The 12,215-nt window shown below is 66.8% G+C and carries 13 protein-coding genes; 12 read left to right on the forward strand and 1 reads right to left on the reverse strand.

The window, feature by feature from the left end; all coding sequences use genetic code 11:
- The first annotated feature begins 37 nt into the window (after positions 1 to 37).
- The 11 genes from WC815_12480 (at position 38) to WC815_12530 (ending at position 10,162) form a co-directional block, all read left to right on the forward strand.
- A complete protein-coding gene (locus WC815_12480) occupies positions 38 to 910 on the forward strand; it encodes a hypothetical protein (GenBank protein ID MFA5909588.1) in 873 nt (290 codons plus the stop codon).
- A 48-nt stretch (positions 911 to 958) separates the two neighbouring features.
- Complete coding sequence (locus tag WC815_12485; GenBank protein MFA5909589.1) at positions 959 to 1,861, forward strand: creatininase family protein; 903 nt, start codon at positions 959 to 961, stop codon at positions 1,859 to 1,861.
- A gap of 40 nt (positions 1,862 to 1,901) precedes the next feature.
- On the forward strand, positions 1,902 to 2,912 hold the full coding sequence (locus tag WC815_12490; protein MFA5909590.1) for a cysteine synthase family protein: 1,011 nt from the start codon (positions 1,902 to 1,904) through the stop codon (positions 2,910 to 2,912).
- On the forward strand, positions 2,913 to 3,824 hold the full coding sequence (locus WC815_12495; GenBank protein MFA5909591.1) for an alpha/beta fold hydrolase: 912 nt from the start codon (positions 2,913 to 2,915) through the stop codon (positions 3,822 to 3,824). It begins immediately after the preceding gene.
- A 30-nt stretch (positions 3,825 to 3,854) separates the two neighbouring features.
- Positions 3,855 to 5,840, forward strand: coding sequence for an NHL repeat-containing protein (locus WC815_12500; GenBank protein MFA5909592.1), 1,986 nt, complete (start codon positions 3,855 to 3,857; stop codon positions 5,838 to 5,840).
- Positions 5,841 to 5,888: 48 nt separating this feature from the next.
- Positions 5,889 to 6,119 (forward strand): DUF6364 family protein, encoded by a 231-nt coding sequence (locus WC815_12505; GenBank protein MFA5909593.1) that lies wholly within the window; start codon positions 5,889 to 5,891, stop codon positions 6,117 to 6,119.
- A complete protein-coding gene (locus tag WC815_12510) occupies positions 6,116 to 6,535 on the forward strand; it encodes a PIN domain-containing protein (protein ID MFA5909594.1) in 420 nt (139 codons plus the stop codon). The genes WC815_12505 and WC815_12510 overlap by 4 nt, the downstream gene beginning before the upstream one ends.
- Positions 6,536 to 6,573: 38 nt before the next feature.
- The gene (locus WC815_12515) at positions 6,574 to 6,837 is read left to right on the forward strand and encodes a hypothetical protein (GenBank protein ID MFA5909595.1); all 264 of its coding nucleotides are present in this window, start codon (positions 6,574 to 6,576) and stop codon (positions 6,835 to 6,837) included.
- Between the two features lie 33 nt (positions 6,838 to 6,870).
- A complete protein-coding gene (locus tag WC815_12520) occupies positions 6,871 to 7,161 on the forward strand; it encodes a type II toxin-antitoxin system PemK/MazF family toxin (protein MFA5909596.1) in 291 nt (96 codons plus the stop codon).
- Between the two features lie 73 nt (positions 7,162 to 7,234).
- Complete coding sequence (locus WC815_12525) at positions 7,235 to 9,229, forward strand: alpha/beta hydrolase domain-containing protein (GenBank protein MFA5909597.1); 1,995 nt, start codon at positions 7,235 to 7,237, stop codon at positions 9,227 to 9,229.
- A 543-nt stretch (positions 9,230 to 9,772) separates the two neighbouring features.
- Positions 9,773 to 10,162 (forward strand): GxxExxY protein, encoded by a 390-nt coding sequence (locus tag WC815_12530; protein ID MFA5909598.1) that lies wholly within the window; start codon positions 9,773 to 9,775, stop codon positions 10,160 to 10,162.
- A 193-nt stretch (positions 10,163 to 10,355) separates the two neighbouring features.
- On the opposite strand, the gene WC815_12535 is transcribed toward WC815_12530, so the two are convergent.
- Positions 10,356 to 11,375 carry a peptidyl-alpha-hydroxyglycine alpha-amidating lyase family protein gene (locus tag WC815_12535; GenBank protein ID MFA5909599.1) on the reverse strand — a complete coding sequence of 340 codons (1,020 nt, stop codon included), beginning with the start codon at positions 11,373 to 11,375 and terminating at the stop codon, positions 10,356 to 10,358.
- 33 nt (positions 11,376 to 11,408) lie between these two features.
- Here WC815_12535 and WC815_12540 point away from each other — a divergent pair, with 33 nt between their 5' ends.
- Entirely contained in the window at positions 11,409 to 12,161 is a 753-nt protein-coding gene (locus WC815_12540; GenBank protein ID MFA5909600.1) for a GNAT family N-acetyltransferase, read from the forward strand.
- Positions 12,162 to 12,215: the final 54 nt, after the last annotated feature.

Here is a 12,215-nt window from a genome sequence, read left to right on the forward strand (position 1 = left end):
GACCGCAATGGCCCGGTGCACCGCCAGGAGTTCAAACATGCAGCGATCGACGAAATCGACAGTTACCATGGCCGGCATCGCGCTCGCCTCATTCTTCATCTCCTATTCCGCGCTCACCTCCGCGCAGGGCGGGCAGGCGCCGCCGCCGGCCGCCAACACGCCGCCCAAGCCGCTCGTGCCCGTCGCGGCCAGCTCGGTCGCCGCCAACCCCGATCCGTACATCGGCGAATACGTCACGATGACCGGTGCGGTTGAAGCCAACCTCACGAAGACCGCCTTCTCGGTGGATCAGGACAAGACCAAGTCCACCGGCAAGGACGTGCTGGTGCTCGCGCCCACGCTGCAGAAGCCGGCCGACGCCAACGGCTATGTCACGGTCATCGGCCAGTTGATCAAGTTCGACGCCGCCGAGATCGCGACCAAGCTGAAGGACTACAAGCTCGACCTGTCGCCGGAAGACCAGGCGAAGTTCAAGGGCAAGCCGGTGGTGCTGGCCACGGCGGTGATCAACACCGCGGGTGTGGACATTGCCAAGAAGCCGATTCCGCCGATGTCAACCGACGAACTGGCGCTGCAGAAGATCATGACCAAGCTGCCCCCCGCCCAGGCGGCGCTGCGCAAGGCGCTCGACGGCTCGTCGGCCGACCTCACCAAGGAACAGGCGACGATTCTCAAGACCGCGTTCACCGAGATCGAAACGTTCTTCAAGACCAAGGGCAACGAGGAGGCCACCAAGTGGGCGACCGACGGCAAGCGGCACGCCGACTCGGTGCTGATGAACGTGGCCAACACCAACTTCGACGCCGCCAAGACGTCGATCACGCCGCTCGGAGCGACCTGCGCCAGCTGCCACGGCAAGTACCGCGAACGCATGGAAGACGGCACCTTCCGCATCAAGCCCGGAATCTAGCACCAGGAGGGCGGCACTTCAGTGCCGCCGTTTGATTATCGAGGACCTATGAAAAAGATCGCGCTTGCAGCACTGAGCATCGTCGTCCTGGCCGGTACTTTCGCGGCGGCCCAGCAGGGCCAGCGTCGGCCGCCCGATCCGCGGTCGATGGGTGGCGGCGACTGCCGCGACAACCCCTACAACTGCAACGACGCGGTCAATCCCCTGCCGCCCGCCACCTCGGTGTGGCTGGAAGAGATGACGTGGATGGACGTCCGCGACGCCTTGAAGGCGGGCAAGACCAGCATCATCGTCTCTACCGGGGGCATCGAGCCGAACGGTCCGTGGCTGGTGACGGGCAAGCACAACTACGTGCTGCACGCCAACTGCGAGGCGATTGCGCGCAAGCTGGGCAACGCGTTGTGTGCGCCGATCATCAAGCTGGTGCCCGAGGGCGGCATCGAGCCCAAGACCGGGCACATGCTGTCGCCCGGCACCATGACAATGCGTGAGGAGACGTTCCGCGCGGTGCTCACCGATGCGGCGGAGAGCCTGCAGGCCCACGGCTTCAAGAACGTCATCTTCATCGGCGACAGCGGCGGCAACCAGGCCGGCCAGAAGGCCGTGGCCGAAGCGCTGACGGCGAAGTGGGCCGGCAAGGCGCTGGCGCTGCACATCCCCGAGTACTACGACTACGCCAGCGTGGCGAAGCACATGGAAGGCCAGGGCATCGGCGAGGGCAAGAGCGACGGCATGCACGACGACCCGATCATCACGCTCAACATGTTCATCGACGACCCGAACTCGGTCCGTTATGACGGGCGCGTGAAGGCGGGCAAGGCCAGCATCAACGGCCACTCGATCGCCGACCGCGCCAAGGCGACCGCCCAGGCGAAGCAGATCGTCGAGTTCCGGGCCACCAAGACCGTCGAGGCGATCAATAAGGCGATCGCCGCGAAGGGCGGGAAGTAACACGGCCCTCGACGCCAACCTCGCCCGGCGCTTCCGCTCGATGCGCCGGCTGATCGGCAACACGCCGCTCCTCGCCCTCGCCCTGCGCGTGGGCGGGGAGCCGCGCACCATCCACGCCAAGTACGAGCCCCTCAACCTCACCGGCAGCATCAAGGACCGCATGGCGCTGCACATCCTGCAGCGCGCCTACGAAACGGGCCTGATCGCGCCGGGCGATCCAATCGCCGAGGCGACCAGCGGCAATACCGGCATTTCGTTTGCCGCCATCGGCCGCGCGCTCGGGCATCCGGTCACCGTGTTCATGCCCGACTGGATGAGCAGCGAGCGCATCGCGCTGATCGCGAGCTTCGGCGCCTCCGTGGTGCTGGTGAGCAAGGCCGACGGCGGGTTCCTCGGCTCCATTGCCCGTGCCGACGCCATGAAGGCCGCCGACCCGCGCACCTTCCTGCCCCACCAGTTTTCCAATGAGGCCAACGTCGATGCCCACTTCACCGGCACCGGCCCTGAGATCTGGCTGCAACTGCAGGGACAGGGCCTGACCCCTGCCGCCTTCGTCGCGGGCGTCGGCACCGGCGGCACGGTGATGGGCGTGGGCCGCTACCTGAAATCGAAGAACCCCTCGGTCAGGGTGCATCCGCTCGAGCCGGCCGAGTCGCCGACGCTGTCGGCCGGACACAAGATCGGGCACCACCGCATCCAGGGCATCTCCGACGAATTCGTGCCGCCGATCATCCACTTCGACGAGCTGGACGCCGTGGTGCAGGCCAACGACGGCGACGCCATCCTGATGGCGCAGTTGCTGGCGCAGCACGGGCTCGCGGTGGGCATCTCCTCTGGCGCCAACGTGATTGGCGCGCTCCGCGTCCAGCAGGAGCTCGGACCGGAGTCGGTCGTCGTCACCGTGTTGAGCGACAGCAACAAGAAGTACTTGAGCACCGACCTGCTGCGCTCCGAACCCGTGAAGCCCGGGTACCTCACGCCGCAGGTTGAGATGCTCGGCTTCGATGCCGTGAACCGCGTGTGCGAGATGTGCGCCGATCCGCGCACCTAGTTGAAGCGACTCCTCTCCCTGATCGCCGCCTGCCTGGCCGTTGCGGTTGGCGCCGGCGCCTGCCTTGTTGACCGCGCCATCCATCGCCCCCGGACCGCGCTCACGGCAGACAACCACGCGCGCGCCGCGGACCTCGCCACCTCGCTTGGCGCGGTGCTCGAGACGGTGTCGGTGACGGCCGGCGATGGCGCGACGCTGCAAGGCTGGCTCTTCACACCAGGGAATTCGAACGGCGACACGGTGATGCTCCTGCATGGCATCACCAGCAATCGCGCCGGCATGCTGCCGAGGGCCAGGGCGCTCCTGGAACGGGGCTACCGCGCGCTGGCCCTCGACGGACGCGGCCACGGCGACAGCGGCGGCGATCTCGTGACGTTCGGTGCGCTGGAGTCCGGCGACATGCGCGGCTGGATTGCCTGGGTGCGCCAGCGCGCAACCAACGGCTGCGTCTTCCTGCTCGGCGATTCGCTCGGCGCGGCGGTCGCGCTGCAGTCCGCGGACGCGCCAGGGGTGTGCGGTGTGATCGCGCAATCCGCGTTTGCGAACATGCGCGAGATTGCGTTCGATCGCGTCGGCCAGCAACTGCGGACCGGCGCCTGGGTGGGCCGGAGCGTCCTTAGGCCCGGGATCGAGGCTGGGTTGCTCTACGCTCGTGTCCGATACGGAGTGGACCTCGGAGCGGCATCGGCACTGGCCGCGGTGTCGCGACCGGGCGCGCCGGTTCTGGTGATTCACGGCGAGTTGGACGACAACGCCCCCGCACGGCATGCCCGGATGCTGGGCCAGGCCAACCCAAGCCGCGTCACGACCTGGATCGTGCCCGGGGGCGCACACGGCGGGTTCGGCGCCGGCGAGCCTGATTACGACACCCGGCTGTTCGAGTTCCTGGCGAGGACGCGGAAGACCGGGTAACTTCCGGCCTCCTCTTCGGTCTAATCATCCATGATCGGTTCGGCGCTCTTGCTCGCGGCCCTGGCCGCCGCCACCTTCACCTTTTCAACGCTTGCCGGCACGCCCGGCTCCGTCGTCAACAGCCAGGACGGCGTGGGCACTTCCGCGCAGTTTGACGCACCGCGCGGGGTGGCCGTCGATCGAGCGGGCAACATCTACGTGGCCGACACCCGGAACAACACCGTTCGCAAAGTCTCGCCCTCAGGCGAGGTCACGACCCTCGCCGGCACGCCGGGCCTCGAAGGCCTGGTCAACGGCGCCGGAGCGGCCGCGCGTTTCAACGAACCGTTCGGCCTCGCCGTGGGCGACGCGGGCACTGTCTACGTAGCCGACGCCTCCAACAACGCGATTCGCAAGATTACGGCCGACGGCGTGGTCTCGACCGTCGCCGGCGGTGGTGGCGCGGGTTCGACCGACGGCACCGGCACGGCCGCGCGGCTGGATGAGCCCCGAGGCGTGGCGCTCGACGTCAACGGCACGCTCTACGTCTCCGACTACGACAACCACCTGATCCGCAAAGTCTCGCCGGCCGGTGTCGTCACCACGCTGGCCGGACGCGCGGACCAGCCGGGTAACGCTGATGGCATTGGCACTGCCGCTTCATTCCGCGGCCCCATGGGCATTGCCGTGGACGCCACGGGCATCGTCTACGTCGCCGACACCGGCAATCGCGCCGTCCGCCGCATCACCACCGCTGGCACTGTGACGACGCTGGCGTTGACCGGTTCGTCGCTGAGCGAACCACGCGGGATCGCGGTGGATGCCGCGGGCGTCATCACCATCGCCGACTACGGCTCGCACACCATTCGCTCGATCGCCGCGAACGGCGCGGTAACGACCCTCGCGGGCGCACTCTCTAATCCCGGGACGACGGATGCGACCGGATCCGCGGCGCGGTTCCACTTCCCTTCCAGCATCGCGGCGACCAACGCTGGTGTGATTTACGTCGCCGATACAGAGAACGACGCCATTCGCGCGATCGCGTCCGGTGCGGTCGTCGCCACCATTGCAGGACAGGCCGGCCGCACCAGCAGCGTCGATGGACAAGGCGCTGCCGCCCGCTTCGAAGATCCGTTTTCGGCCGCGGTTGACGCCGATGGCGTCGTCTTCATCGCCGACAGCGCCGCGCACGTCATCCGGCGCATCACGCCGGATGGGACGGTGACCACCTACGCCGGCACGCCCGGATCGTACGGCAGCGCCGACGGCACGGGCGCCGCCGCGCGCTTCTACTCGCCGTTCGGCGTCGCGGCGGATCGAGCCGGCAACCTCTACGTGGCCGACAGCTTCAACAGCACGGTCCGCAAGATCGCGCCCGGCGGCATCGTGACGACGCTGGCCGGCGCCGCGCGGTCCCGGGGCCACACTGACGGCACCGGCGCGGCCGCGCGATTCGATCAGCCGTTCGGCATCGCGGCGGATGGCAACGGCACCGTCTACGTCTCTGATGCCACGGCCAACACCATCCGCAAGATAACGGCCGCTGGCGTGGTGTCTACACTGGCGGGACAGGGCGGCTCGGCCGGCAGCGCGGATGGCACGGGCACGAGCGCCAGGTTCACGGTGCCCTACGGCATCGCGGTGGACACGGCGGGCACGGTGTTCGTCGTGGACCACGGCAACCACACGATTCGCCGCGTCACCGCGGAGGGCGTCGTCTCGACGCTGGCCGGAACGGCGGGTAGCGCCGGATCCGCGGACGGAACCGGCGCCGCGAGCCGGTTTCGGTATCCATCTGGAGTGGCGGTTGATCGCGAGGGGAACGTGTTCGTCGCCGATACCGACAACCACCTGATTCGGCAGGTCACCCCGTCAGGCGAGGTGACGACGGTGGGCGGTTCGGGCAGCCCGGGATCAACCGACGGTGTCGGCACGGCAGCGCGGTTCTTCAATCCGAAGGGCGTTGCCGCTGATGCTGCCGGTCGCATCTACGTAGCCGACCGTAGCAACCACACCGTTCGGCTCGGCACACGCTAGACCCGCGGACAGCCTCGGAATACGTATGATGGCGCTATAATCATACGTATGGCCAAACTCACCCTCAGCGTGGATGAGCGCATCGTCGAGCGTGCCAAGGCTTATGCCCTGGCGCAAGGGACCTCGGTCTCCGGGCTGGTCGAAAAGCTGCTCGACCTGGTGGCCACCCCGACCGGCAAGACCGGCGACGCACCAGCCGTTCTCAGCAAGCTCCGCGGCTCACTCAAACGCGGCTCATCTGCGGACTACCACCGGTATCTCGCACGCAAGTACCGATGAAGCGCGTGCTGCTCGACGTCAATGTCGTGCTCGATGTGCTGCTGGATCGCGCGCCATTTGCGGATGCCTCGTCGGCCATCTGGGCGGCGGTTGAGCAGGGACAGGCCGAGGGGTTGCTTTCGGCCCATGCCGTCACGACCCTGCACTATTTGAACGCAAAGGCGGTTGGCGTTCGGATGGCAAGGGAAACCACCGACGCGTTGCTCTCGGTTTTTGCGGTAGCCAGCGTGGACGGTGCCGTGCTGAACGCAGCTCTAGCCTTGAATTGGACCGATTTCGAGGACGCGGTCACGGCGGCGGCCGCCAAGCGCGCGAAGTGTGATGCCCTGGTTACGCGAAATCCCAGCGACTTCAAGGGCTCGCCCGTACGGGTGCTCACCCCTTCTGAAGCCGCGGCGTGGCTCGCTTCCCGATGACCAGCGGCGGGCCATGGAGTCGTGTAACTGTATACATCGTGCCGGAAACCACCAACGTGTCCGCGGTCGTTACGATCAGGCTGACTCCTGAGCTGGAGCGCCGGCTCGCGCGGGAGGCCCGCCGATTGCGGCGCAGCCGGAGCGAGGTCGCGCGCGCGATCCTCGAAGCCCACCTCGCGGGCCCGGTCGTCGATCCGCACATAGAGGCACGGCGTCAATCGCTGCTGGCCAGCGCACAGGACGCCGACCGTGCCACCCTCGACTTCATCGAGCACGCCGGGGATCCCCGCGGGGGGAAATAACCCGCGGCGCCGTCGTCATTGTCTCGGCCCGCGGTGCCTACAACCGGTGAGCCCAGGCCCGCACTCGTCGTCCAGAACGACTCGTTCAATCCCACGCATGCCAGCGTGACCATCTGTCCGATCACAACGGCGTGCATCGATGCGCCGCTCTTCCGGGTCAACGTGCCGCCGGGTGAGCGCACCGGCCTGAAGTCGGCATCCCAGGTGATGGTGGACAAGATCGTGAGCGTGCCGCGCGCCAGCATCGTGCGTGAAGTCGGGCGCTGTGACGAGGCCGCATCGCATGCCGTGGAAGATGCGCTGAGAAACTGGCTCGGCCTGTAACAGGCCGGAGACGACGGTCCGGGTATAGCCGGACGCTACATCCCCGCTGAATGCCCGGCCGTATAATCCCGCCATGATCAGATTCTTGCTCGTGGCCCTCCTTGTCAGTCAGGCCCTTACCGGCATCGCTGAAGCAGGCGTCACGCGGCTGCGCATCGAGCGCCGCGAGACGGTGCTCGCGGGCAAGCCGTTCGGCGCCGCCGGTCCGTACGAGAAACTGGTCGGCAAGGTCGACTTCGCCCTCGACCCGTCTCTTCCACAGAACCAGGGTATCGTCGATCTGAAGCTGGCGCCGCGCAACGCGCAGGGCCTCGTCGAGTTCTCCGCCGATTTCTATCTGCTGAAGCCGGTTGATCCCACCCGCGGCAACGGCCGCTTGTTCTACGAGGCCGGCAATCGCGGCACCAAGCGCATCCTTCCCGTCTTCCAGGACGCCGCCAATTCACCCGATCCGACGACGGCCGCGGAGTTTGGCAATGGTGCGCTGATGCGACAAGGCTTCTCGCTGCTGTGGATGGGATGGCAATGGGACGTGCCCGAAGGCCGGATGCGGATGGAGATTCCCATCGCCACCGAGAACGGCCGGCCGATCACCGGACTGGTGCGCGGCAACTTCATTCCCGGCCCCAACGCGAACACCGCCTCGGTGGCTGACCGCGGACATCTCGCCTACCCGGTTGCCGATCCCACGAGTCCCGAGAACAAGCTGCTCGTCCGGCGGCTGCCCACCGATGCTCCGAGGGAGATCGCGCGGGCCACATGGCGCTTCACCGGCCCGGGCGCGGTGACCCTGGATCGCAGCTTCGAGCCCGGCCTCATCTACGACGTGGTCTATCGCGCCCGCGACCCCCGCGTGATTGGAGTGGGCCTGGCCGGGACGCGCGACATCATCAGCTTCTTCAAGCACGCGACGGCCGCGGCGGGCAATCCGCTTCCGGGCATCACGCTCGCCTTGGGCTGGGGCGTGTCGCAGACCGGCCGCTTCCTGCGCCATTTCGTCTACGAGGGGTTCAACGAAGACGAGGGCGGACAGATCGTGTTCGACGGGGTGTTCGACCAGGTCGGCGGCGCCGGCCGCGGATCGTTCAACCACCGCTTCGGGCAGCAGTCACGCGACCAGCTCCAGCACTTCAACATTCTCTATCCCGTGGACATGTTCCCCTTCACGGACGTGGACCAGACGGATCCGGAGACCGGCGTTACCGACGGCGTCTTGCGCCAGGCGACCCGGAGCAACACGGTTCCGAAGTTCTTCCACGTGCTGACCGACTCCGAGTACTTCAACCGGGCCGGCTCGCTGGTGCACACCGATGTCACCGGCACGCGCGACATCGCGCCACCGCCGACCAGCCGCATCTACTTCATCGCCTCTGCTCCGCACATCGTCGGGGCCTTTCCTCCTGCGCCGTACGCGGATCCGGACTTCGTCGGCCGCGCCGACATGAACACGCTGGTCTACACGCCGGTGATTCGCGCCCTGTTCCGCGCGCTCGATCGCTGGGTGGCGGAAGGCGTGGAGCCGCCAGCGAGCCGCTATCCCCAGCTGGCCAACGGCACGCTCACGACCGTGGAGGCGTCTGGCTGGCCGGCCATTCCCGGCTACGCGCGGCCACACTCGCCGATGACAACCTACCGCCTGGATTTCGGGCCCGAGTGGGCGAAGGGCATCGTCACGAAGGAGCCGCCAGACATCGGCAAGCCGTTCATTGGCCGCGTGCCGGCCGTGGATGAAGCCGGCAACGATCGCGCCGGCATCCGGCTGCCGGAGATTGCCGTGCCGCTGGCCACGCACACCGGGTGGAATTACCGCCGCGCGTCGATCGGCGCGCCCGACCGGCTGGCGAGCGAGATTGGATCATACTTGCCGCTGCCGCGCACCCGCGCAGACCGCGAACGCACCGGCGACAGCCGCAGGTCGATCGCGGAACGCTACGCGAGCCGCGAAGACTACCTCGGCCGCATCTCGCTGGCCGCCGTGGCGTTGGTCGAAGAGGGGTTCCTGCTGGCCGAGGACGTGCCCGCCGCGATCCAGCGGGCGCTGGCTCATTATGACTGGGCCGCAAGATAGGTCACAGACGACAGCCGCAGATTTGGACGCAGATTCGGTCCTCACGAATCACAGCCGCAGATTGGACGCCGATTTCTGGTCTTCACAATCAACGCCGCCGATTGGAGGCCGATTTCTGGTCTTCACGATCACAGCCGCAGATTGGACGCCGATTTCTGGTCCTCACGAATCACAGCCGCAGATTGGACGCCGATTTCTGGTCCTCACGAATCACAGCCGCAGATTGGACGCCGATTTCTGATTCTCACGAATCACAGCGACAGATTGGACGCCGACTTCGGGCCTTCACGATCACGGCCGCAGACTCAGACGCAGGTTTCGGGCCTCACCAATGCAGCCGCAGATTCACGCCAGCCAACGATGCTCACTCACGCCTGACGAGGCAAGAATTGCCGCAGCCGAAAGGCGCCCATGTTGCAGTTTCTCCGATGTGGTCGCTCGGCCCGTGCATCCCCGTCCGGGCCCGCTCCTGTCGCCTCAACCACTTACAGCGATGGCGGGATGATCGGGCCTGCGGCACGTCAATTGGATGTTCTGGGCCGCATGAACATGCCACAGCCCGGACGAGACGAGAGAACGTTCGCGATCATCGGCGCCGCCATGGAGGTCCATCGGGTCCTGCGCAGGGGCTTTCTCGAGGCGATCTACTACGAAGCGCTGGCTCACGAGTTCACGCTGCGCGACATCCCCTTCACGACGCAGTTGCCGTGCTCGGTGGAGTACAAGGGGCAACGGCTTCACGGCTCTTACAAGCTGGACTTCGTCTGCTTCGACAACGTGATTGTCGAGGTCAAGGCCAGTTCGGCCACCGTGCCCGCCGATTACGCGCAAGTTCTGAACTACCTTGCCGTCAGCGGCCACGAGATCGCCCTGCTGGTCAACTTCGGCCGGCCATCGCTGGAGTATCGCCGGTTCGCGATGAGCGAACCATGAAACGGATCGGCCGCCGCATATAGCGGGAGCTCGAATCGGCGTCTAATCTGCGGCTGCCAGCCGTGAGGATTTTGAATCTGCGTTTAATCTGCGGCTGTCAGCCGTGAGAATCTTGAATCTGCTGTTTAATCTGCGGCTGCCAGCCGTGAGAATCTTGAATCTGCGTCCAATCTGCGGCTGTGATCGTGCGGCCCTACTTCTTGACGTGCCGTTCCAGCATGCGGCGGCGGACCACACCGCCGTAGACGTTGCCCTGGGCGTCCACGCCAATGCCTTCGGCGCCGGCGTGATCCGCCGCGGTTGATTCCTGGTCCTCGATGAAGGCGGTGACGCGCCCGCCGCGGGCGCTGCCGATGCGGATGCCCTTCTTGATGCCCGGCAGTTCATGGGCGCCGGTGTCGGTCCCCCACGACTCCGAATCAGCCACATACATCGTGTCGTCGCCGGTGATGACGATGCCACTGGGCCGGCCGAACTGGCGCCACTCGTCCAGCACCTGGCCGTCCTGGCTGTAGATCACGATGCGGTTGTTCTCGCGGTCGCCGACGAACAGCCGGCCGCGCGAGTCCATGGCCAGGGTGTGCGGCTCGCTCAGCTCGCCGCGACCGGAGCCCTTGCGGCCCCATTCCTTGATGAACTTGCCGTCCTCGCTGAAGTGCATCACGCGGTTGTTCTTGCCGTTGCGGTGACTATCGGTGATGAACAGATCGCCGTTCGGAGCGATGACGACGTCGGTGGGTTGGTCGAAGAGGCTGGGACCCGAACCGCTGACACCGGCCCGGCCGAGCGTCATCAGCACCTTGCCCTCGGGACTGAACTTGATGGCCTGGTGCCCCTTGCCTGGCGCATTGCCGGCGTCGGTCATCCACAGGTTGCCGTCACGATCGACGGCGCCGCCGTGCGGAAAGATCAGCATGCCCTGTCCGAAGGCGGCGAGGAGCTTGCCGCCGGCGCTGTATTTCAGGATGGGCGCCTCGGGCCGGCCGGCGCACGAGTTCTCGAAGCAGCGATGGACCACGTAGATGGTGCCGTCTGGCGCGGGCTCAATCGCGGTCACCGCCGCCCACTTCACGCCGGGCGGCAGCTCTCCCCAATCGCGGGTCGTGGTGTACGGCTGTGGCAGGTCGTTGCGGGGCTGGCTCCCCTGTTGGGCGAAGGCCGGGAAGACAGCGAGGGCCGCAACGGTGAACGTGAGCATTCGGAGTGGCACCATGGTGGCTCCTTTATACTTGAAGCCGCCTCCTTCATGCCTCGCCTGACCGACCAGCACGACATCCGCGCGATCCTGCGCCGCGACCCGGTGTGGGGTGTCTATGCGCTTGGGGATCTCGCGCCCGCGATGTTCGCCAAGACCCTGTGGTTCACCCCGGACCTCACGCTCGTGCTGCGCGATTTCGGCACCAGCATCCTCTTCGCGACCGGACCTGGCAGCGTCCGCGAGGCGCTCGATCACGTCACCTGGCCCGTGCACCTGCAAGTGCAGCGCGACGCGCTGGATGAGATTGCACGCCACGCCCACGTGGAGAGCGAGCGCCCGATGTGGCGCATGGGCTGGCAGGGTCCACCCGACCGCGGATGCCACATCAACCCTGGACACGCCGTGCGCCTCGGCGCGGACGATGTGCCGGCGCTGCAGCGGCTCTATGCCGACGGCGACGCCACCGGCGAGGCGCCTGACTTCTTCTTTCCGTCAATGGTGACGGCGGGCGCGTTTCGCGGCATCTACGAAGACGGCGCCCTGGCGGCGGCCGCCGGCACGCACTTGTTGTCGAGGGAAGAAGGCGCGGCGGCGATCGGCAACGTCTATACCCGCCGGGATTGCCGGGGCCGCGGATTGGGCCGCCTGGTCACCAGCGCAGTGGTCGCGTCACTTGCCGGCATCCAAACGGTTGGCCTTAACGTCCGTGCCGACAACGAGCCGGCGCTGCGGCTGTACGAAGCGCTGGGATTCGTCCGCCACTGTCCGTTTTACGAGGCGTTAGCCACGGCCAGGTATTAGCGGGGCGAAGACCTCCGCGAGGGGTGTGCCGTACGACACGACGCCCGAATCGTC

The sequence above is a fragment of the Vicinamibacterales bacterium genome (assembly GCA_041659285.1).
Classification (GTDB): domain Bacteria; phylum Acidobacteriota; class Vicinamibacteria; order Vicinamibacterales; family UBA2999; genus 12-FULL-67-14b.